We start from the raw sequence: 21,982 nt of genomic DNA on the forward strand, positions 1-21,982 counted from the left end.
GAAAAGCCTCCTGGTAGATGTCCGGAACTCTACTGGTTGGCTTTTTTACATGTTGAGACCCAGGCTTTGGATTTACGGCGTAATCCCTTCCAGCTCTTTTTTCAAATGGTTGAGGGTCGTTTTTCGATCCGCGTCCGCCTGATTATCGTAGAGCAGCTGCTCCATGAACTCCCAGACATCCTCCAATTTGCGTCTCCCTTGATAAAATGTCAGCGCCTCGATGTTCACCTCATACTGACTCTGCGTATTCGCATAAATTCTCATGAATTCTGAAAAATAGGGCTCATCCACAAACGACATCATATCGGCTTCGACCGGTGCCAGCTTCAGCCCCTCCCAATCAATCAGCTTCAGTTGTTGTCCGTCTGACATCAGATTCCATCCATGTACGTCGGTATGGCATAATGCCATTCGCAGATCACGATTCTTTAGCGCTTCGGACAGCTCTTCAATTTTAAGCATTAATTTCTTCAAGCTATCGATATGATGAAGCAGCACTTTCCCGAGGTCATACGGAAACTCCCCGTCCAACGTGCTCCTTAGCTGTTCAAGAAACGGCACCGTAAAGCTTTCTTTCATCGCACTTGTCACCAGAGGTACCTCTTCACCATAACGATGGAGCTCTGCGATCATCTCTGCCAATTGTCTCACTTGATCCTTCGTCAGCTCGGTATCGGCGATTGTATCCCCGACGATATATTCATACAACAGATAAATTCCTTCGTCATCCTCGCATTGATAGCAGCCGTCTTGTGTGAGAATCGGAACAGGAATCTTACCCTTTAAACGACTATGCTCCTCAAGCCACAACAGGACAGGAACGTAATCATCAATGAGCGCAGTCCATTTGGGCGTAGAAGCCCGGCTCTTCTCATAAACCTTCAGGAAATAGGCCTGTCCATCCATCTGCACTTTATAAGCGAGCGCTGCCCAACCACCCTTCTGTGGTACAACGACGGTATGATCCAATCCGTAATATTCCTTCAATATGCCTTGTAATTGATCCATGGGTCCTCCTATCAACCTTCTTATAAATCTTGGTGCTCCCTTTCACTTTATCATAACGATCGTGCAGATAAGTTATAAAGTCCATCATTCATGACAAGATGCTCATATCAGCTAAGAAACATTGAGCCTGTTTTACCTCATATAAAAAAACAAGGATGCATCTCCTGCATCCCTGTCTCGCCTGCAATGTCTTATTTTATTCTAACGGCCTGCCTTCTTTATAATAAAGACTCCGCTGAAGAATCACGAAGAAAATATGTACGTTCCGGTACCCGTGTTCCGACAAGATGTCGTGAATGCGGGCTGCAACAGCATCATGAATCTCCTGAGATCTCTGGAACATGAGGATTTCCACGGATAACGGCGTATTGGTTATGATCTGATAAGGAAGCAGTTCGATCTTCACAATTTCCTGCGGTATTTGAACAATCCCCGCGAATTCGGCAACGACCTGTGGCGTGATTTCTTCAAGAAAAACTTCGGTAAATCCTTTAAAGCGTAAATATGGCACTCTGATCCCTTCATTTCGTTGAATTATTGTCTTATAGATGTTCTCAAGTGACTTTTATCTCTCTTCTACTATACAATATTGTTATTGTGAAAGGAATCACTATGATACAGATACACACTTTCGCTGGTCATTTTCAACTATAGTTATACTTACGATTGCCTGTACGGAGCGCTTCCGTTAGACTTGATAACATCCGATTCATCATACGAGAAATCCATTATGGAGGTGAAGGTCACCATGGGACGAAATCTATGGGATGCCGAATGGGAAGTAACCGAGTCGTTAGTGCGTCTACTGCTTACCCGTCAATTTCCCCAGTTGTCCGCTCTCCCGATCCAGGAAATTGGCAACGGATGGGACAACACCGTTTATCGCGTTGGCGATGCGTATGTATTTCGCTTTCCTCGAAGAGGTATTGCCATATCTTTACTTAATACCGAAGCAAAAATCCTGCCCAAGCTTGAACACTACATAACCGTACCTTATGCGAAACCCCTTTTCTTCGGAAAAGAAAGCGAAGACTTTCCTGCACCTTTTCTGGGGTATACCTATCTTCCAGGAAAATTTCCGATTGGAATTTCAGATGAAATGCGGATGCTTTCGGCGTCAACGCTCGCCTGCTTCCTGAAGAATCTCCATGCTTTTCCCGTGGAGTTAGCGCAGCAGGCGGGAGTATTGTCTGACCAGCGTAATCTGACCGATATCGCCGGCCGCAAAGACAAAATGCTGAATCTCCTCTCCAGTCTTACCCACTATATTACGCAAGAGGAAGTAAATGAGATTGCGGACTATTTGCGGAGCATCCAGTTAGATCGGGCCAGGCATCGACACGTTCTTATCCACGGCGATCTCCATTTTAAAAACATGTTGGTCGACGATTCCGGCAAGCTTTCGGGCATTATTGATTGGGGTGACGTCAACATCGGCCATCCAGCCTGTGACCTGAGTATCGTTTACAGCTTCCTGCCACCGGCCTCCAGGGAGGATTTCTATGACATCTATGGCGAAGTGGACGACGAAACTAAGATTCTGGCACGGATGATCGCCGTATATATCCCCATGTTAATATTCATGCAGGCCATCGATGATAAAGATGAAGCCATTGCACTGGAAGCCAAATCGATTATTCAGCGTGCCATCGCCATGTAATGGTTCGATCGTTATGGCGGAAGCATATCTCATATAAAAAAAGAAGCTTGAAAAGCCTTCAAGCTTCTTTTTCTTCGTTTCGTGATTTGCCAGACGTTGCAGCAACGTTATATTTTTAACATTCCCATCAATGGCATAATGGTTTTTATCACATTCATGCCCAGTTTAATGTGTGGCACGATTTGTCCCAAAAAGCCCAAACCGCCTACAGCCGCAACTCCCTCTCCTTCCTCAGCCCCTTCGGCTGCCGGAGTGCTTGGAGGACCTCCAAACAAATCGCTTAAAAATCCGGAAATCTGCGCTTTATCCCCGCTCCGAGCAATCGAAGCCGGCATTTTTTGGTTAGCACGAAGTCCGGATAGCGTCACTTCCCGGCCTTGAATCTGATTCAGTTCTCCGATATAGTAGCTGCCGTCCTTCAGAACAACCACGACCGGTTGACCTACCCAATGCTGCGGAGGTCTCGATTTTGAAGCGGTTCTGGATTTCCTTGCGCGTTTCGAAGACATATTAGGATCACCTCGCTTCCCTATTCATCATGTAGACATCATATGCAGAGCCGTCTTTCATTCTTGTGCCTTTATAGGATGATTGATATAAATGCGTCAATAACCTAGATTTCCGGCCAGTCAGCATATGAAAAATGAGGAGAAATTATTTCCGTCGAATGTGGCTTTTTACATCCCTCCGGTGTCTAATAAACTGTAAGGTCAAGAGGAGGTTCTTATTCATGTCAAGAGCTCATGACAATCTCCCTGTTTATCCGGATAACCAGGGAACCCATCGTACATTTGAAGAGGTGTATGATGAATACCGCCTGAGGATTCGCCATTATCTCGCACTGAAAGTGAATCCGATGGCTGCAGATGACTTAACACAACAAGTGTTCTTAAGGGCAATGGAGAACCTCGATAAGTTTAACGGGAATTCCAGTCTGTTCACCTGGATCTTCAAGATCGCCCAGAACACGGTTAAAAACGAATATCGAAGTATATCACGTAAACATGAGATGCCTTATGACTTTACAAGTTATGAATCACAGTCCATCTCCCTTGATTTTGCCAGATATGTTGATATTCGAATCGATATTAGCACGGCACTCAAGCAGCTGAATGAGCTTGATCAACAGATTGTATCCTTACGATTTTTCGTGGATTGTACGCTGTCGGAAATATCCAGGATCGTGGGCATGCGCGAGAGTGCGGTGAAAAATCGATTGTACCGGTCCTTGGAGAAGCTAAAGAAAGAATTAAAAGAATGGGGTGACATCACGATTATGTCAATTCTGGATTTGATATCCTTTGAAAGCAAAAGTGAAGTTAGTCATCGTCAGAGCAAAGTGCATCAGGACCTGTTTGAAGAACTTAAGAACAATGTAGAACAGATTGCAGCGAAATATAATCATCAGCCTTCACGTAAAATCGTAATAGAAATCTATCCCGATCTGCCAACATTCCATCAAGCCGTTGGAGAATCGGATGCACCGGATTGGTTCATGGGCACGTTCGATAACAACACGTTAAAAATCGTCTCACCCTTAAACCCGGGGCCCGAGCATACGTATCAATCGATCCTCCGGTCCACCCTGCACTTGTATACCATGTGGTTGATCAGCGACATCAACCCCCTCGCCCCCAAATGGATCCGTCAGGGCATCGGCGGGTACGAAGCGCAGCAAATGTCCGAAGATTTCATTCGAAGCACCACTTCGGAGGCCATCAGCAATCGGGCAGTTCCAAGTTTCGAGGATCTCAATGATGATTCCTGGGATTTTGGCAAAACGGGATTTCAGTTCTCCTATCTGATCGTTGAGTTCATCATTAAAAAATACGGGTTAGGCCCATTAAATCAACTCATCCGCAATCCGGATGGTTATCATGACATTTTCCAGCTTTCCGAAGAAAAGCTTCATGAACAGTGGGCGAAAGCCCTCCAAGATCAGCTTGTTTAGGTCAAAAGAAGAGAGCGTCCCAAAAGATCTTAGGATCTGGCGGGATGCCCTCTTTTTTCTGTGAAGAAACGCACCGTGTACGAATCGTTCCCTCCCATCGCTGAGGATTCCGGCTTTTACTGCTTCGCGGGCTATGTAAAGTGAGCCTGGAGTTCGGATGGCATCGCTTCCCCATAATCCAGGTATATATTAGAGCTTCCACCACATGAATCTACGGGGCTTTATCAGCAGCCTCATCTCCCCTCATAAACTTCCTGATTCGTGAACACACCTCTTCGATCTGAGATGCATCACCACGAGGGGCATCAGGCCATCCGCTAATTTTGAATCCCCAGAAGGACGAAGGCGTATTCGGATAACGGGGGATCAGATGAATATGCAGGTGCGGAACATGGTCCCCTAATACAAATGAGTAAATATGTTCTGCGCCTACACAGGCTTTTAATGCTCGGCTCACCCGCGTAAGCATCCGTCCAACGGCAGCCGACTCATCGTCTTGCAGCTCTGCCAAACCGGGTACATGACGCTTCAAATCCACGATTAAATATCCGAGATACGCCTCTCCAGAATCCGATGAAATATGGCCTACGTAGAGCAGCTCATCCTCATAAATCGCTCCACCGGAAATTTCGATCTCTCCTCGATGCTTTCGACAGATAAAACAGTCTCTCTCTTGTTCAAACGGGTTAACCATAACAAAGCCCTTCCCTTCGATAAAATATAAAAAGCCTGCCATCTCCATGAAGAGACGACAGGCTTAACGCCCTCGCGGTACCACTCTACTTGATCCGGTATGCATCGGATCCGCTTTTACGGCCAGATCACGGAGGCCAACCGTCGGAACATACTTCGCTTTCTGTCCCACCACTCATGGGCGAGCTTCGGATTTTTCATGGACTGCATTTCACCATCGCTGCAGCTCTCTGAACCATGATCGTCTCCTACTACTCCCAGTTATCGTGTTTACCTTATCATTAAAATTGTTATTATTATAAATTTCCATATTCATCCTGTCAATGAAGAGTTAGCTTAAGAGTTCGACATTACTCCTGCCTCAAAGGCCTTATCCGGACAGCGGATGTCTTGAACCCGGGCATTTTACAGAACGGATCGAGTTCCGGCCGGGTCGCGTAATTGACATTCTGCACGCCGCCCCAATGCATGGGGACGAACAAGGTGTCTTCTCGGATATGGTCTTTGATTCTGCTTCGAACGGTAAAACATCCATGCTCCGACTGAATTTCTACCCACTCACCGTCCTGAATTCGGTGACGCTGAGCGGTAATCGGATGGATCTCCACGAAATTTTCCAGCTCGCGTGCAAGCAAAGAAGGACTCCTCCTGGTCTGCACGCCGGTCAGATAGTGGGACAGAACACGACCATTGGTCAGAATGAGCGGATATGTCTCAGATACCCCTTTCCATGGATCCCCTTCCGTTACAGAGAACACGGCCTTCCCGTCCGGATGGGCGAACGATTGTTGGAACAGGAGACCAACCCCTGCCTCTTCTGGTGAGGGGCACGGCCAATATACGCCCTTCTCCTGGCGCAATCGGTCATAGGTAATACCGTAGTAGTCCGCAATTCCACCCTTGCTCGCAAGCCGCAGTTCATTGAAGATCTCCTCAGGCTCGTTAAAGTGAAAATAATGCCCCTTCCCCAGCATGTCTGCCATGGAGCACAGAATCATCCAGTCATGACGCGCCTCACCAGGCGCCTTGCGCCCTGCCTCTCGCAGAAGAACCCGTCCCTCCAGATTCGTCAGTGTTCCTTCATTCTCCATGTAGGAGGTGACCGGCAGAACGAGATCAGCTAAATGAGCCGTTTCGGACATAAACATGTCGGCAACTATTAGAAAATCAAGCTTCTTCAAGCCTTCCTCCACAAGCCCGGCATTCGGATTCGACACGATAGGATTGGAGCCCATTACAAAGAGCGATTTAATCACTCCCTGATGAATCAGCTCCATCATCTCATAGGCCGAGACGCCTTTCCCGGGCAGGCTTGAAGGATCCACACCCCACACGGAGGCAATATAAGCCCGATCCTTTTCATTCTCGATCGACCTGTAACCCGGCAGCTGATCGGCCTTCTGTCCATGCTCTCTTCCCCCTTGTCCATTCCCCTGACCGGTGATGGCTCCGTATCCGCAGCCTTCTCTCCCGATTTTCCCCGTAGCCAAGACCAGGTTCAGAAAATGACGAACCGCCAGATGGCCATCCGTCTGCTGCTCCACCCCTCGCGCAGTCAGCACCATGCCTGTATCCGACTCACCATAAGCTAAAGCCGCCTCCCGGATATGCCCCGGCTCCAATCCGCATATACCTGCAGCCTCCGAGAGATCGAAGCTGTTCAAATAAACTCTAAGCTCATCGTAACCGTTCGTTCTTGCTTGAATGAAGGTCTCATCGATGAGCCCTTCATCCATAATGATCTTAAGCATCGCATCCGCCAGTACGGTATCCGTTCCCGGTCTGATCGGCAAATGCATATCGGCCATTGTGGCGGTGGCTGTTTTCCGCGGATCGATGACAATGATCCTCGCCCCATTCTCCTTAGCCTGGTTGAAGTAAGGCAGCAGCGTAGGCTGGCATTCCGCTATGTTGGTGCCGGCCAGCACGATGCAGCGGGCCTTAGGAATATCAGCCAATCGGAACGTCAACCCCCGGTCGATCCCGAAGGTTTTGCTCCCGGCAGAGGCTGCGGCAGACATACAGAAGCGGCCGTTATAATCGATATGGCGGGTACCCAGCGCCACCCTGGCAAATTTCCCGAGCAAATATGCCGTTTCATTGGTCAGCGATCCACCGCCGTATACGGCATTGGCATCAGGTCCATACTGCTCTAATATCCCCTGCATATGTTGACTGGCCACGGCAAAGGCTTCATCCCATGAACATGGAACGAGCTCACCTTTTGAACGGATTAATGGATGCGTCAGGCGCTGCGATTGGACTGCATGCTGATGCGCATGCATGCCTTTGACGCATACCCTGCCCTCCGAAGCGGCGTTCGGAACTCCTTCCACCTTATATTCAGCCCGGCGCTGACCCGGAATGCCGTTCTCACCTTCGGTAACCGTCATCTTGCACTGTACACTGCAGAAAGGACATTGCGTCTCGATTACGGGAGCAGTTCTTGTCGCTTCAGCAGTTGCTTCAGCACGATCCGATTGAAGCATATCCAGACCACCTCTTCCTATTATTCACCTGTTTTAACCGACTTGGGCCTCCCATACATGGCGAGACAGCTTCTCTGCAAGTTCTCTTCGCAGATCATCGTCAAGAACATTCTCCCGGATCGCCGTCACGCCTGTACGTTCCACCCACCTCCACAGCGGTTCCTCATACATGCTGTTCTGACGGTACCACTGCAAACAAGCAGCTACGAGCTGAACGACATCGTCCTCGCGTTCCGCAACACCGATCAGCTGCCCTTCACGGACAGGATGCTCCGCATGTCCGCCGAGATAAACCTCCCAGCCCGCGGGGGAAGCAGAGATTCCGATCCCCTGGACCAGGATGCTGACGGACGATGCCGTGCCATCAGACACTCCTGCACGAACCGGGGAAGGCAGAGACACTTCTCGCCAGGCACTGCGAAGCCATTCTCCGATTCGAAGAATGCCTGCCGCCTCCGGGTTAGAGCCTTCTGTGTCTCCAACCCATACCCTGACCCCTTGATAAGAACCTGAGCCCCCAAAAGAAACATCGTCAAGGGCTTTAATTGCCAGCGCCCGTTCATCATCGTTAACTACACCCGTCATTTCCATTTCAAAATAAAAGCTTAAGGCTGGACGGCACACCTCACATCCGTCCCGCTTCTTCCAGCCCTGATGTAACATGAATTCCGAAATGGAATAACAGCCTTGATCCACGGCATGAACAACCGCTTGCTTCAGTGAAGATTGACCAAGCACCGTGCATTCACATACAGGAACCTCAACTTGCGTTCTGACTGCCGTATGTGTGCCCTCTTTCTTTTTGCCGCTTCGCGTATATTTGACAAGGGCATCCACCATAGGCCGGCAGCCACCGCAGGAACCGGATGCCCTGGTAAACGCCTTCACTTCATCCGAGCTTTCCAGATGATGTTCGGTAATAGCCCGCATGATCGCCGCTTTGCTGACACCGTTGCAAGCGCACACCGTTTCATTGTCAGGGAGCGCCTCCGCAGCAGATTCGGCTGTGGTGGCTTCTCGGCTTTCAGAAGGAATAAGCTCCGACACAGCCGCACCCTGCTGCACCAATGACAGAAGCGAGGACCCCTCAATCGTATTTCCGAACAAAATAGCACCCGTAACCCTGCCTTTGCGCATCGTCACTTTTTTGTATGTGCCGCGTACGGCATCGTATTGCTGAATAGCCGTTTCAGCATCTTCTCCTGATATCAACCCGGCGGAAAATACATCCACGCCCGATACTTTAAGCTGGGAGTAGGGAATCGACCCGCAATAAGGTTCAGCCTCCCGGCCGCAGATGACACGGGCAAGCACCTTCCCCTGCTCATACAGAGGAGCGACCAGACCATAACTAATGCCCCGGTGTTCCGCGCACTCTCCCACGGCATAAATGTTCGGCTCGCTTGTTCTCATGAAGTCATCCACCAGAATCGCCCGCTGCGTTCGAAGGCCGCTTCTTTGGGCAAGCTCCACATTAGGCTTGATCCCTACAGCGAGTACGACTACATCCGCATCAAGCCGCGTCCCGTCCATAAACCGAAGGCCTTGCGCCCGGGTACGGCCAACAATTCGCGTGGTGTCCTTTGATAAGTTAAATCGCATCCCCTGAGCTTCAAGTTCCCGCTGCAGCATCATCGAAGCCGTTCGATCCAGCTGTCGGTTCATGATGTAAGGAGCATTATGAACCACTTGGGTTTCCATCCCGAGATGGAGAAGCCCGCGGGCAGCCTCCAATCCCAGTAATCCTCCGCCAATGACAGCCGCCTTAGCGTACATCTTGGACATGTCGGCCATTTGCGTACAGTCGTCCACGGTCCGAAACGAAATAACTCCTTCCTTATCCGTTCCCGGGATCGGCGGAATGAAAGGGGATGAGCCTGTTGCTAGAATTAAAGCATCATACGTTTCCCGTATACCGGAGGCTGTCTCAACAGAGCGGGATTTGATATCGATATGACGAACGGTCTCCCCCGCCAACAACCGAATGCCATGCACCTCATACCAGGACCAGTCGTTCAGAATGATATCCTGAAGAGAATGTTCACCTTGAAGAACTTTGGATAAAAGGATCCGATTGTAGTTGGGACGAGGTTCCGCACCGAATATCGTAATATCGAAGAGCTCCGGGTCCAGCTTGAGGATTTCCTCTACACATCTTATCCCCGCCATCCCATTGCCAACGACAAGTAGTTTCTTTCTCATCATGAATTCCCTCCATTCCCGCCATGTCATTTTCATGTGAGAAAATGACAAACGCCCTTCCCCCGTGATCAGGGAGAGGGCGTCATTGCCTCGAATTCGGCACATCATTGTGCCGGATTTCAATAATTATAATACATTCAGATTAGTTGATGAACAATTAAATGTCAATATATATAACACTGAATTAATTTTATTGCTGGATAAATAAATTTTTAGATAAATTATGTAAAGTATATTGACATTCGTTTAACCTCTTCTCTATAATGTGAATCATCAAAATCATATGTTATTTTACGGACGGGGACACAATGCTGTGTCTTTAGTCTTGGGCAATGAGGCCGCAAATCGTCTTGGCAAAGGGCGAATTGCGGCCTTTTTATGCCTGCAGCTGTGCGTCGACAACGATTAGAGAAAGTACACATTTGGATAAGGAGCGATAACCATGGAGAGAAAAGGATTTTGGCAAAGCGGGCATAAGCCCTCGCTGTTCGGTGCTTTTCTGTATTTTGATATCAGCTTTATGATATGGGGCATGCTTGGACCCCTTGCGGTGGTCATCGCCGCGGATTATCCGATGGACCCGGTGCAGAAGGCAAATCTGGTGGCGCTTCCCGTTCTGGGCGGCTCCATACTCCGACTCGTATTAGGTTTCCTGGCGGATCGCCTCGGCCCCAAACTAACAGCCCAAATTGGAATGGTCGTTACGCTGCTCCCTTTATTATTAGGCTGGCTGTGGGTCGATTCCCTGGATCAATTGTATGTCGTTGCTGTTCTGCTAGGGGTTGCTGGAGCTTCGTTCGCCGCAGCTCTGCCGTTGGCAGGACAGTGGTATCCCAAGGAACATCAAGGTTTGGCGATGGGGATTGCCGGGGCCGGTAACAGCGGCACCGTCCTCGCAACCCTCTTTGCCAATCGGCTCGCCCAACATTTCGGAAGCTGGGAGATGGTGTTCGGACTCGCCATTATCCCCATTGTGTTGGTCTTCATCTATTTCTCGCTGTTTGCGCGCAATAGTCCGAATCGTCCGGCTCCCAAAAAATTATCCGAATATGGAAATGTCCTTAAGCAGCGCGATGCCTGGGTATTCTGTGCCCTGTACTGCGTAACGTTCGGCGGCTTTGTGGGACTCGCCAACTATTTGACGATCTTCTTCAACACCCAGTATGGTCTCTCAGCGGTTCAGGCGGCGGACATTACCACGATCTGCGTCATAGCAGGGAGCTTCTTCCGCCCTGTGGGCGGCTTTCTGGCTGATCGAATCGGAGGCTCGCGCATGCTGATGTTTCTCTATGCCGGGGCGTCCATCATGCTAATCGGCGTCTCCTTCTTGCCTCCCCTTTGGCTGGTTGTCACGCTGCTGTTTATCGGCATGATGTGCCTGGGTGCGGGAAACGGTTCGGTATTTCAGCTCGTCCCTCAGCGGTTTGGTGGCGAGATCGGTTTGGTTACCGGCATTGTCGGGGCCGCCGGAGGTCTGGGCGGTTATGCTCTTCCGCTTATTCTTGGCCGGTTGTATCAAGCGACAGGCTCATATACCGCAGGTTTCATCATCTTAAGTTTCATTGCCGCGACTTCGCTGGCGCTTACGGTCATAATGCAGCTGAAATGGCGGCGAAGCTGGCTTCGCAGCGTGTCAGCAGGCCCGCAGGCCGGTTCAGCCAAGATCTAGATGAAAGACGCTCAGGATATAACCCCGTCAAACGATATGAAGGTTAAGAACATGTTAAAGCTGCGACCATTACCCGGTATAATACTGGGTAATGGTCATGCGTTCTTTCTTTATTTTTCAGATACCCTTCTATCCAATCCACTTCCATTCCCTACTTATTCGTTCCCAGTTAAAGGCTTATCCGTTCTTCCTCTTCTCTCGTCAATAGGAAGAGTTGTTCCCGCTAAGGTTAGTTTTAGCATGAGAAACACGCCGTAACCGAGCACCCCACCGGCTGTATTCAGGATTAAATCATCCACATCAAAACTTCCCATTGAAAAAACGAGCTGGGAGCATTCCAGTCCCAGGCTCAACCCCAGGGATGTCGTGAAGGAGCCGATGAATCCGAAGAACTTGTTCCTAAGCATAAAACCGACGAATATGCCATTGGGCATAAATATGGCGATATTCCCGAAGAGATTGATCACGTCATGCCCGCTTGATAGGTGCTTCATATTCATTCGAATGGATTCAAAGGGCGTGAAATTGGCAAATTGCAATCGATTCTGTATATATTCCGGGATCTCGGTGGCTCGATGCAGCTGCTGCCACAGAACCGATAGATCTACGGAACCAAACTTGAATAAAATCACCTTGAGTAAGACATAGAGATACAGCGCATATAGTAATACAAGCATCCATTTATACGATATTTTCATTCCGCATCATCCTTGTTTAGCCGTACCGTCACAATGATTCCGTCGATATTGTTTCCGGATATCTCATACTCGCTTCCTGCCGGTATCTCAATCTCCATATCTTTGGACGTCACGGGTACATACTTTATTTCGTATTCCTTCCCCTCTACGGTTGTTCTATAGCTGGATTGTTCCTTCAGGTAATCCAAATATTCCTCCAATGTAAGATTCAATTCCTTCATGATCATGCTGTGCGGCTGCCCAACATAACGAAAATGCCACGGTTCATACTGAATGCCTGTAATCTCTGTTTTGTCCTGAGGATAGCGAAGAATGAAGCCGTGCGCCCATGCATGCTCCTTCAGCCACTTCCCTTCGGGCGATCGGTCAATCGATTGCTGCGTCGATCCGATATCCATCGAGAGCCCGAGATTATGCTCGCTGTAGCCTGGAGGCAAGGCGTAATCGGAACCTTTTTCACGATATAGCTGTTCTTGCTCGCTCTCATCCCGATACCCGCTGCTGATCATAAAGTGATTGACTCCGTCTTGTCCGGCGGCTTCAATCATATCTCCGAAATTCTCCGCCACACTGCGCGATAACCGGATCGTGTTGTCCAGAACCACATAGCCATACATTAAGTCGTTATGCTCAAACAATGTTACGATATCCTTCGGCACCGCTTCCGGATCAAGCGGATGATCCTTATTGACCAGGACCAAATTTCCACGTGTCACTTGTTCTTTTGTTACACGGATCGTCTGCTTAGCTGATGGATGATTCGATGACGTGCCGGAATCCGCTTTTGTTTCCTGTCCATCTCTACTGTCCACCCTATCCTTCACGTTCGGCGTCTCCGTCAGAATGGACTCGCATCCGACCAACAGAAATATAACGAGCATGATTAGACCCTTTTTCAACTTCAACAACTCCCTCTAGCTTGGTCTATCCAGATTAATGAATAGAGTTTAAGGAAAAGTAGGAAAAAGTTAAAGTTTTTCTTAAGAGAGGTGAATCGCGCTATCCCTTTTCCCTTTGACAAGATTGAAGCCTATGGCTTAACTTGGTATTTAGACTAAAAAGAATAAAGAAGGTGCCATTATTCTTGCTCAAATTATTTCGTTATTTACGTCCCCACTGGGCTGCGGCCCTGCTTGCACCGCTGCTTATGCTGCTGGAGGTTGCCATGGATTTGCTCCAGCCCATTCTCATGGCCAGCATTATTGATCAAGGCGTCATGCAGAACGATACTTCACACATTCTCCATACAGGTCTCATCATGCTGGGTGCGGCTGCCATCGGGCTGCTAGGAGGTCTCGGATGTACGATCTATTCTTCCATTGCCTCGCAGCGTTTCGGTGCCGACCTGCGCGGGGATTTGTTCCGCAAGGTTCAAACCCTCTCGTTCCGTAATTTGGACGATATCTCAACCGGTTCACTTATCACTCGGCTTACGAGCGACATCGTTCAGCTTCAGACCATGATCCAGATGCTGCTGCGCATCTTCGTCCGGTCTCCATTTCTCGCGATTGGAAGTATCATTATGGCGGTGATCATTAGTCCCAAGCTCGCCATCATTCTCGCCATTGCCGTTCCGTTATTGTTCGTTGTGATGTTCTTCCTGATCCGGCACACCCTCCCTTTATTCGCCACCGTTCAGAAGAAACTCGATAAAGTGAATACGGTCCTGAAGGAGAATTTCGCCGGCATCCGGGTATCCAAAGCATTCGTGCGAGCCGGGTATGAGCAGGATCGATTCCATCAAGCGAATACCGATTTCACGCAAGTTTCGGTTAAAACACAACGGATCGTTGCGCTGAATATGCCTATCCTGACCATGATACTGAACATCAGTATCGTGATTGTCCTATGGCTCGGCGGGAAGAACGCGATTGATGGCTCATTTGAGGTGGGAAGCCTGGTAGCCTTTATCAACTATGTGACACAGGTGCTGTTCTCCGTTTCCTCCGTGGCGATGATGCTGGTTCGAATCTCTACAGCCAAGGTTTCCGCTGATCGTATCCAGGAAGTCATGCATACAGAATCCGAGATCGTGAACGTTGTTCATCCAACGGTGAACGCATACAAGCAGGGAGAAATCGTATTTGACCAGGTGACTTTTTCCTATAAACCGGAGATTCAGAAGCCCGTTTTACATCATGTCAGTTTCAAGGTTCGACCGGGGCAGACCGTCGCGATTATGGGGGCAACCGGTTCGGGAAAAACCTCTCTGGTATCCCTGCTCCCCCGCCTGTATGATGTAACTTCCGGGCAGATATTCATCGATGGAACCGATGTGCGACAATACGATTTATCGGCGTTACGCGAACGAATTGGCATCGTACTTCAAGAATCTATCCTCTTCACAGGCACGATCCGGGACAATATCCGCTACGGAAAAGCGGATGCTTCCGATGAAGAAGTGATTGCAGCAGCCAAGGCTGCGCAGGCGCATGAATTCATTTCGTCCATGCCGGATGGGTACGATACGATCCTTGGACAAAGAGGCGTGAACCTCTCCGGCGGCCAGAAGCAGCGGATCTCCATTGCACGGGCATTATTGCTTCGTCCCGCCATTCTTATTCTTGATGACAGTACAAGCGCCATCGATATGGGTACGGAGTCCAGGCTTCAGAAAGAGTTGGCCCGGCTGATGAACGGCCGCACCTGCCTCATGATTGCCCAGCGGATCTCTTCTGTAATCGATGCCGATCTTATATTGGTGCTGGATGATGGGAAATTGGTAGCGGAGGGTACGCACAGCGAGCTGCTTGCTTCCTGTGAGTTATACCAGGATATTTATCAATCGCAATTCGGCAAGGAGGTGTCTTCCCATGGCTAAACCGGATCAGGGATCAAAGCATGTCCATGCGGACGCTCCGGATCTGAGCATGCGCGGCGGCAGCCCCATGCGTGGAATGACGATGGCCAAGGCCAAGCCCAAAAATACGATGGGAACGATACGCCGGATCTGGAGTTACATTCAACCATTTAAAGGCGGTATGATCGCTGTTTTCATGTTCACGCTTATCACAACGATTCTGTCTCTGGTTGCTCCTTACCTGCTGGGAAATGCGGTGGATCATTACATCATTCCCGGAGATTTTAAGGGACTCATGGGGTTGTGTGCGGTGCTTCTTGCGGTTTACGCAGGTACCGCACTCACGGCATGGCTGCAGCAGCATGTCATGGTTAAGGTCTCCCAGCTGTCTATTCAGGCTATGCGGAGGGATATTTTTGAAAGACTTCAAGTCCTTCCGCTGCGATTCTTTGACAGCAAGACGCACGGCGAATTGATGAGCCGCACAACCAACGATATCGAGAATGTCTCCGGGACATTGAATCAGAGCGTAACCCAGCTAATCTCAAGCGTACTGTCCCTAGTTGGATCGCTTGCCATCATGCTGTACCTCAATGTATGGCTGACGCTGCTCAGTATGGTGACCATTCCGCTTGTCATGCTGTTCACAAAGACGGTAGCAAGCCGGACAAGGAAGCATTTCTCCAAGCAGCAAAGCACGCTGGGTGAGCTTAATGGCTTTATCGAGGAAACCGTCTCGGGTCAGAAGGTCGTACAGGTATATCGCCGGGAGCGGCATGCCGCTGCGCAGTTCGATGTCATGAACAAGAAGCTGACCGATGCCAGCATTCAAGCTCAGATCTACTCGGGTACCGTCGGTCCGGTTATGAACGTGCTGAATAACGTCAGCTTTGCTTTAATAGCGGCGGTTGGCGGGTACATGGCATTCAAGGATTTTACTACCGTTGGGGTTGTCGTTGCATTTCTGAACTACTCGAAGCAGTTTCAACGGCCGCTGAACGATTTGGCGAATCAATTCAACCTGGTGCAATCTGCTGTGGCGGGTGCTGAACGGGTCTTTGAGATTATCGATACCGAGTCCGAGTACCAAGACAATCAAGACGAGAATACAGCAGATGACATGTATGGGGAGGTACAATTTGACCGAGTCTGCTTCAGTTATAAGGAGGGCGTCCCGATCCTGAAGGATGTTTCACTTACCGCTCGGCCGGGTGAGACCATTGCGCTCGTCGGTCCGACAGGCGCCGGCAAAACCACCATCATCAATCTGCTCACCCGTTTCTATGAAATCGATTCTGGCGTGATCACCATTGATGGGGTCGATATCCGACTGCTTGATAAGGACAATCTGCGGAGCAAGCTGGGAATCGTGCTGCAGGATGCCTATGTATTCTCGGCATCGATTCGGGAGAACATCCGCTACGGCCGGCTTGATGCCTCGGACGAAGAGATCGAAACTGCCGCCAAGCTTGCCAATGCGCATGACTTCATTATGAAGCTGCCCGAAGGCTATGATACGCAGCTTCTCTCGGGTGGAGGCAACCTGAGCCAGGGTCAGCGGCAGCTCTTGACGATCGCGCGCGCGGTGCTTGCCGATCCGGTCATTCTGATTCTGGACGAAGCTACCAGTAGCATCGATACGCGGACGGAGATGCATATTCAGACCGCCATGCGCACCCTGATGCAGGGCCGAACGAGCTTCGTCATCGCTCATCGTCTAAGCACGATCCGTGAGGCTGACCAGATTCTCGTCATGAATCAAGGCGGTATCTCGGAGCGCGGCACACACGAAGAGCTGCTGACCAAACGCGGCTTTTATTACGAGTTATACAACAGCCAGTTTAAGTTAAGCGGTTGAAGTGGCCTTGCTTACAGGCTGCTGACAACAAACAAGAGAGCCGGTTCATGAAACCGGCTCTCTTGTTTTCTGCTATAAGGATAAATGATCTGCGTACAAAAGCGCAGTCTACCACACAACTTCCTTCCCCTTATAACTGAAGGGGGCAGATGCAGACCAAGATAAAGCATCTGTACCAATCCAAGACTAATGGGGATGAGACTCTTACCATTATGCACGACCGGACCCAAACACCTCTATTTTGATCACCCCAGCTCTTTTCGCGAATCAAACAGACACTAGGCCCCTTCATTTCGATCATAAAAGCTTGATCCGCCAATCGAGCAGACACTAGCGCCTTCATTTCCATCAAAATCGCTGAATTCGCCAATCGAGCGGACTCCAGGGCTTTCATTTCGATCAAAAAAAACCGATCCGCTAATCGAGCAGACACTAGCGCCTTCATTTCCATCAAAAAAACCCGATCCGCTAATCGAGCATTTCGATCAAACCTGCTCAATCTACAAATCGAGCGGACACCAGGTCCGTTATTTCCATCAAAACAGCTTATTTCGCAAATCGAACGGACACCAGATCCGTTATTTTAGTTACCATAGGGCGAAAATCACACTTTTACGGCGAATAACGTATCTTATGTCCGCTAAACTGGTTAAATTCATCTTTTTTAACTAAATAACGGAAGCTCAGTCCGTTAGCAAAACTAATGCAATACAAATGCAATACAAATGCAATACAAATTCGATGCAATTCACGGCAATGCAATGCATTTCAATGCAATGCAAGGCAACCATCCCGTCGATTTCATCATTCCAACTCAACCCGACTGGCATTACTCACGATCCGTTTTACAGCCCCGATAATCCATTCCATCTCCACATATTGGTTGCGCGGCGCATTGTATTCGACGCCCCAGTAACCCTTGTATCCGCCTGCGAGCAGGCTCCGTACCTTCTCCTCCGCATCGGGATGAACCGCTGTTTTCGCGTCAAAATGAGTATGTACCGTCCATGGGGCAACCATCACATCACCTTCAGCCTCATCTGCCTTCCATCTGCCAAGATGAAGCAGAAAACCAAAAGCCGGATGATGGACTTCCTCGGCAAGCCGTTTCATTTCTCGCGGAAGCAGCGATGCACCCATATGATTTTCCGGACCAATGGTATAACCGCCATCCGCTGCACGATCCGCGTATTCCCGGTAACGCTTAACGGTGTACTCGAACTGTTCATAAGTCATCGGCTCCGATTCCTTATAACTGCCGCCGGTGTCGATCCGCACGGTTTCGGCGCCCAGGATTTCAGCGGCATCCAGATGAACCAGCGCATTCTCATACAGCCTCTGTCGAAGCTCCGGGTCAGGATCCCATAGATGCGCTCCGTCCACAGCAAAGTTGGCCACCCTCATCTCTTTCTCATCCAGTGCCTCTCTGATTTTCCGGATGTAGCTCTTATCAGCAAGCTTATAAACGCTGTCGCTGCGATCGATAAAAAAACCGTTCCACAAATCAACCGCATCCATGCGGTACCGGTACTTCACCGTCTCCAAATAACCGAACACATCCATTTTGCCTTCCAGAAACGTATTATAAAAAGAATAACCGCCAATCGAAATGTTCAACTGAATACCTCCTCAGAGAATGGATGAAAGAACTAGCTTCCGTTTACCATACTTCCAAGCACCCTACGCAGCATATCTCACTCGATGGTGTATTTTAGATGATGATATTCCCCGCCGGAGTGAAAACCTTTCTTCCTATACAACTGCTCCGCGAGATTTCCCGTCGTTACAAAAAGACGCAGCACAGGATAATCAGGCTCCAAGACGGTTAACGCCCTATCCAGCATCGCGCTCGCCAACCCCATTCCTCGATGTTGGGGTAATACTGCGATACTATAGACGAGTGGCAAGCCCTCCCATAAAGAGATCAAACACACGCCGACGATTTCTTCCGTTGTTCGGTCATATACTACGGAAGATGCTCCCAACAGCTTGGAGGGCACTACGTCAAAATATCGTGCCGCATCATCAGCATAAACCCCGACTTCCCGCTCATCCGGGCCATTAGCATATGCTTCCTTAAACACCTCTGCAATCTTAGACACATCATCTATTGCCGGTTTTCTATGCAAATAATTGAGACTCATCGATGCGTCCAGCTCTTCGGTAGGCCGCATCATGCATTGCCTGGATTCAACCCGAACGAAACCGGTTTCACGAAAAGCGATCTCCTGCTCAGCCAGAACGTTATATGCATGCAGATCCTCTGTCAAATTCCAAGATTTGATGAGATGCCTCTTGATGTCATCGATCATCTTGGTGGTAATTAAATAGGGGGGGATGCCAAATACAAGTCCGATGGAGTTGTCAGACAAATAAACCCCAGCCGCTTTATCGTCACCTGAGATAACCCAGTAACCGTCGTCCGAAGCCGATAAAACCTTGGTTAAATCACCCCAGCTCGGTCTAAACCAATTATTCTTATAATAGGTAGCAAAATATTTCGAGAACACCTTGCGATCCGCCTTTACTAATCTGTATTCCATAACTCCCCCTCCTTATACCCTTTTGAATTAGGCTCATTATATAGGTTGGAAGAAAAGTGGGCAAAGGGATTTATCATCTATAATAAAAAATCAGGCATCGTGTCCAAGCTAAGATAGAATCAAACGAACCCCCAGGTATACAGCTGTTCCCCACATAATCAACGCTGATATTCGGTTCAACGTGGACAACCATGTCCCTGATGGATCCATCCTTCCCGCTGCCCTGCCTGCTATTCCAAGGCCCAAGAACCACAACCATGAAACTGCGATGCATACAACGGCAAAGACCACTTTATCCATCCCGGCATATTGGAGCGAGCTTGTGCCAATGACCCCCATCGTGTCCAGGACGGCATGCGGATTTAACAAGGATACGGACATGGCAAAAACAATCTGCTTCTTCGAGGTAAACGAACGAGCCTCTTCTTGCGCTTGACCCGAAGGTTTACTCTTCCAGGTCACGATCCCCATATAGACCAGGAAACAGATCCCCAATGAAAACAACACCGTTCGGATCCACTCGTATTCCAGAACAACAACGGATACTCCCAGAACCGCTAATGAGATCAGCAGCGTATCACATAGCGATGCGGTAATCATGGCGGGCAGTGCCTTGACGAAGCGGGCTTGTACCGCTCCCTGATTAAATACAAACACGTTCTGCACGCCCAAAGGAAGAATAAGACCTAAAGCTAGAATGAATCCATGTACAATGACACCTATCATATGCAAATAAACCTCCAACAAATATTTTCACCATTGTAATGGAGGTTTTTGCTTGCGTCTCCAACCAATTGGTTGGCGTTTGACCCAACCAATGAGTTATACTGAGGCATATTCCTACATGAAAGCGGGTTTATCTCTACCTATGGCTGAAGATTGGAAATTGAATAAGCACTCCGATGTGCCACTTCATCAGCAAATTTATGATGATATCAAGCGCAGAATCATGAACGGGGAATGGCCGGTCGGAACCCGGATTCCCACGCAGCGTGATCTGGCTGCCAAATTTCAAGTTAACCGCAGCACCATTGTGTATGCGCTTGGTGAGCTCGCCGCAGACGGTTTAATCGAATCCCGCGTGGGACAAGGGACCGTAATTATCAACAATACCTGGAGTTTACTCGCTGCGACACCTCCGCCTGATTGGAATCAATATGTGAAATCCGGCTCCTATCAGCCCAACATCCATATGATCCAGCAAATCAATCGTGCGGAAACCGATTCGGACATGATCCGTCTCGGAACAGGCGAGCTCTCGCCTGATCTCCTTCCGACTGACCACATGCGGGAGACGTTTAGCGGCAAGATGTCCGGCCGTTTCACCTTGGGCTACTCGGAACCGAAAGGGAGCCTGTACTTAAGAGAGATCATCAGTGAGCATCTGAAAAAGAAAGGGATTATCGCCTCCCCTGCTTCCATACTCATCGTCTCCGGCGGGCTGCAAGGCTTACAGCTGATCTCGCTGGGGCTGCTGCATCACGGCTCCTCCATTTTGGTGGAGAATCCCTCTTACCTGAACTCGATCCATGTGTTTCAATCCGCCGGCATGCATTTGCACGGCATCCCTATGGATGAGAACGGAATCCGAACGGAAGCCATCGGAAGACTCAAGCGCCAACACAGAGCTGCCCTGCTTTATACCATCCCTGCCTTTCATAACCCTACCGGAACGCTGATGTCTGCCGACAGGCGGGCAGAGCTGCTTCGGATTTGCGCACAGGAAAGGCTGCCCTTAATCGAGGATGACGTGTATGGGGATTTATGGCTAGATTCCCCCTCACCACCCCCTCTGAAGGCTTCGGATCAACAAGGCCTGGTGCTCTATATGGGCAGTATGTCCAAAACCCTGGGTCCCGGGCTGCGCATCGGATGGATCGTCGGGCCTGAGCCGGTAATCGACCGGCTGTCCGACATCAAAATGCAAACCGATTACGGCTCCAGCTCACTTTCCCAGCATGCCGTCGCCGAATGGCTCTCCAGCGGGTTATACGAGAATCACCTCGATCATATCCGGGCAGAGCTGATGAGACGCCGAGACTTTACCCTAGCGTTATTGGAGCAATATTTCCACGATATCGCACACTGGAATATCCCTCAAGGCGGATTCTATATTTGGCTTCGCATCAAGAACCTCCTCTCCATTCGCCCTTTATTTGAGCAGGCGCTGAAGGAGAGCATTTTGCTTAATCCGGGAAATATTTATGATCGTAACGACCAGCAGCATCTGCGCCTATCCTATGCTTACGCCTCGTACGATCAGCTGGAGAGCGGGCTTATCCGGCTTGCGGAGCTTATCCGACTCCATGCGTTGTCATGAAAAAAAGGGCTCTCCCGAGGACTTTGATCCACAGGGAAGGCCCTTTCCTTTTATCAGCGTGCCCGCTCCATAATCGTTAATCCACACCTGT

The 21,982-nt window shown here is 49.4% G+C and carries 17 protein-coding genes and 1 other annotated feature; of the genes, 6 read left to right on the forward strand and 11 right to left on the reverse strand.

What is annotated here, in order from left to right; genetic code table 11:
• Positions 1-72: 72 nt before the first annotated feature.
• Positions 73-1,008, reverse strand: a complete 936-nt coding sequence (locus tag ACETK5_RS15195) for an aminoglycoside phosphotransferase family protein (protein WP_394056578.1) — start codon at positions 1,006-1,008, stop codon at positions 73-75.
• Positions 1,009-1,204: 196 nt separating this feature from the next.
• A complete protein-coding gene (locus ACETK5_RS15200) occupies positions 1,205-1,519 on the reverse strand; it encodes a DUF1904 family protein (RefSeq protein ID WP_100536594.1) in 315 nt (104 codons plus the stop codon).
• Positions 1,520-1,756: 237 nt separating this feature from the next.
• On the opposite strand from ACETK5_RS15200, the gene ACETK5_RS15205 reads away from it, so the two are divergent.
• Positions 1,757-2,668: an aminoglycoside phosphotransferase family protein gene (locus ACETK5_RS15205; protein WP_394056580.1), complete on the forward strand. Its 912-nt coding sequence runs from the start codon at positions 1,757-1,759 to the stop codon at positions 2,666-2,668.
• 107 nt (positions 2,669-2,775) lie between these two features.
• Here ACETK5_RS15205 and ACETK5_RS15210 read toward each other — a convergent pair whose 3' ends face one another.
• On the reverse strand, positions 2,776-3,177 hold the full coding sequence (locus ACETK5_RS15210; protein ID WP_326112711.1) for a hypothetical protein: 402 nt from the start codon (positions 3,175-3,177) through the stop codon (positions 2,776-2,778).
• A gap of 221 nt (positions 3,178-3,398) precedes the next feature.
• Here ACETK5_RS15210 and ACETK5_RS15215 point away from each other — a divergent pair, with 221 nt between their 5' ends.
• Complete coding sequence (locus ACETK5_RS15215; protein ID WP_394056582.1) at positions 3,399-4,619, forward strand: RNA polymerase sigma factor; 1,221 nt, start codon at positions 3,399-3,401, stop codon at positions 4,617-4,619.
• 211 nt (positions 4,620-4,830) lie between these two features.
• Here ACETK5_RS15215 and ACETK5_RS15220 read toward each other — a convergent pair whose 3' ends face one another.
• The 3 genes from ACETK5_RS15220 to nirB form a co-directional block, all read right to left on the reverse strand.
• The gene (locus ACETK5_RS15220) at positions 4,831-5,313 is read right to left on the reverse strand and encodes an HIT family protein (protein ID WP_100539328.1); all 483 of its coding nucleotides are present in this window, start codon (positions 5,311-5,313) and stop codon (positions 4,831-4,833) included.
• Positions 5,314-5,360: 47 nt separating this feature from the next.
• Positions 5,361-5,586: a binding site (T-box leader), on the reverse strand.
• 76 nt (positions 5,587-5,662) lie between these two features.
• On the reverse strand, positions 5,663-7,801 hold the full coding sequence (gene nasC / locus ACETK5_RS15225; protein ID WP_394056584.1) for an assimilatory nitrate reductase catalytic subunit NasC: 2,139 nt from the start codon (positions 7,799-7,801) through the stop codon (positions 5,663-5,665).
• Positions 7,802-7,834: 33 nt separating this feature from the next.
• On the reverse strand, positions 7,835-10,003 hold the full coding sequence (gene nirB / locus ACETK5_RS15230) for a nitrite reductase large subunit NirB (RefSeq protein ID WP_394056586.1): 2,169 nt from the start codon (positions 10,001-10,003) through the stop codon (positions 7,835-7,837).
• Between the two features lie 442 nt (positions 10,004-10,445).
• Between nirB and ACETK5_RS15235 the strand changes: the two genes are divergently transcribed.
• Complete coding sequence (locus ACETK5_RS15235) at positions 10,446-11,672, forward strand: nitrate/nitrite transporter (protein ID WP_100536589.1); 1,227 nt, start codon at positions 10,446-10,448, stop codon at positions 11,670-11,672.
• Between the two features lie 155 nt (positions 11,673-11,827).
• On the opposite strand, the gene ACETK5_RS15240 is transcribed toward ACETK5_RS15235, so the two are convergent.
• Positions 11,828-12,370 carry a VanZ family protein gene (locus ACETK5_RS15240; RefSeq protein WP_326118149.1) on the reverse strand — a complete coding sequence of 181 codons (543 nt, stop codon included), beginning with the start codon at positions 12,368-12,370 and terminating at the stop codon, positions 11,828-11,830.
• The gene (locus tag ACETK5_RS15245; protein ID WP_394056589.1) at positions 12,367-13,269 is read right to left on the reverse strand and encodes a M15 family metallopeptidase; all 903 of its coding nucleotides are present in this window, start codon (positions 13,267-13,269) and stop codon (positions 12,367-12,369) included. Before ACETK5_RS15245 ends, ACETK5_RS15240 begins: the two co-directional genes overlap by 4 nt.
• Before the next feature lie 185 nt (positions 13,270-13,454).
• Here ACETK5_RS15245 and ACETK5_RS15250 point away from each other — a divergent pair, with 185 nt between their 5' ends.
• The gene (locus ACETK5_RS15250) at positions 13,455-15,191 is read left to right on the forward strand and encodes an ABC transporter ATP-binding protein (RefSeq protein ID WP_394056591.1); all 1,737 of its coding nucleotides are present in this window, start codon (positions 13,455-13,457) and stop codon (positions 15,189-15,191) included.
• Positions 15,184-17,028 carry an ABC transporter ATP-binding protein gene (locus ACETK5_RS15255; protein WP_394056593.1) on the forward strand — a complete coding sequence of 615 codons (1,845 nt, stop codon included), beginning with the start codon at positions 15,184-15,186 and terminating at the stop codon, positions 17,026-17,028. The genes ACETK5_RS15250 and ACETK5_RS15255 overlap by 8 nt, the downstream gene beginning before the upstream one ends.
• An 804-nt stretch (positions 17,029-17,832) precedes the next feature.
• On the opposite strand, the gene ACETK5_RS15260 is transcribed toward ACETK5_RS15255, so the two are convergent.
• The 3 genes from ACETK5_RS15260 to ACETK5_RS15270 all read right to left on the reverse strand — a co-directional run bounded on the left by ACETK5_RS15260 (position 17,833) and on the right by ACETK5_RS15270 (position 20,297).
• Entirely contained in the window at positions 17,833-18,645 is an 813-nt protein-coding gene (locus tag ACETK5_RS15260) for a sugar phosphate isomerase/epimerase family protein (RefSeq protein ID WP_394056595.1), read from the reverse strand.
• 77 nt (positions 18,646-18,722) lie between these two features.
• A complete protein-coding gene (locus tag ACETK5_RS15265) occupies positions 18,723-19,571 on the reverse strand; it encodes a GNAT family N-acetyltransferase (RefSeq protein WP_326112720.1) in 849 nt (282 codons plus the stop codon).
• Between the two features lie 108 nt (positions 19,572-19,679).
• On the reverse strand, positions 19,680-20,297 hold the full coding sequence (locus tag ACETK5_RS15270) for a LysE/ArgO family amino acid transporter (protein ID WP_100536582.1): 618 nt from the start codon (positions 20,295-20,297) through the stop codon (positions 19,680-19,682).
• Between the two features lie 142 nt (positions 20,298-20,439).
• Between ACETK5_RS15270 and pdxR the strand changes: the two genes are divergently transcribed.
• Positions 20,440-21,891 carry a MocR-like pyridoxine biosynthesis transcription factor PdxR gene (pdxR, locus tag ACETK5_RS15275; RefSeq protein ID WP_100536581.1) on the forward strand — a complete coding sequence of 484 codons (1,452 nt, stop codon included), beginning with the start codon at positions 20,440-20,442 and terminating at the stop codon, positions 21,889-21,891.
• Positions 21,892-21,982 lie beyond the last annotated feature (91 nt).

This window comes from Paenibacillus ilasis (assembly GCF_043195395.1).
Classification (GTDB): Bacteria; Bacillota; Bacilli; order Paenibacillales; family Paenibacillaceae; genus Paenibacillus_AQ; species Paenibacillus_AQ lautus.

Excerpts from the sequence above, each read along its gene's own strand:
- ACETK5_RS15235 (WP_100536589.1), top strand. The coding sequence starts at position 10,446 with ATGGAGAGAAAAGGATTTTGGCAAAGCGGGCATAAGCCCTCGCTGTTC.
- nirB (WP_394056586.1), bottom strand. The coding sequence starts at position 10,003 with ATGAGAAAGAAACTACTTGTCGTTGGCAATGGGATGGCGGGGATAAGA.
- ACETK5_RS15220 (WP_100539328.1), bottom strand. The coding sequence starts at position 5,313 with ATGGTTAACCCGTTTGAACAAGAGAGAGACTGTTTTATCTGTCGAAAG.
- nasC (WP_394056584.1), bottom strand. The coding sequence starts at position 7,801 with ATGCTTCAATCGGATCGTGCTGAAGCAACTGCTGAAGCGACAAGAACT.
- ACETK5_RS15210 (WP_326112711.1), bottom strand. The coding sequence starts at position 3,177 with ATGTCTTCGAAACGCGCAAGGAAATCCAGAACCGCTTCAAAATCGAGA.
- ACETK5_RS15205 (WP_394056580.1), top strand. The coding sequence starts at position 1,757 with ATGGGACGAAATCTATGGGATGCCGAATGGGAAGTAACCGAGTCGTTA.
- pdxR (WP_100536581.1), top strand. The coding sequence starts at position 20,440 with ATGGCTGAAGATTGGAAATTGAATAAGCACTCCGATGTGCCACTTCAT.
- ACETK5_RS15270 (WP_100536582.1), bottom strand. The coding sequence starts at position 20,297 with ATGATAGGTGTCATTGTACATGGATTCATTCTAGCTTTAGGTCTTATT.
- ACETK5_RS15255 (WP_394056593.1), top strand. The coding sequence starts at position 15,184 with ATGGCTAAACCGGATCAGGGATCAAAGCATGTCCATGCGGACGCTCCG.
- ACETK5_RS15195 (WP_394056578.1), bottom strand. The coding sequence starts at position 1,008 with ATGGATCAATTACAAGGCATATTGAAGGAATATTACGGATTGGATCAT.
- ACETK5_RS15240 (WP_326118149.1), bottom strand. The coding sequence starts at position 12,370 with ATGAAAATATCGTATAAATGGATGCTTGTATTACTATATGCGCTGTAT.
- ACETK5_RS15215 (WP_394056582.1), top strand. The coding sequence starts at position 3,399 with ATGTCAAGAGCTCATGACAATCTCCCTGTTTATCCGGATAACCAGGGA.
- ACETK5_RS15265 (WP_326112720.1), bottom strand. The coding sequence starts at position 19,571 with ATGGAATACAGATTAGTAAAGGCGGATCGCAAGGTGTTCTCGAAATAT.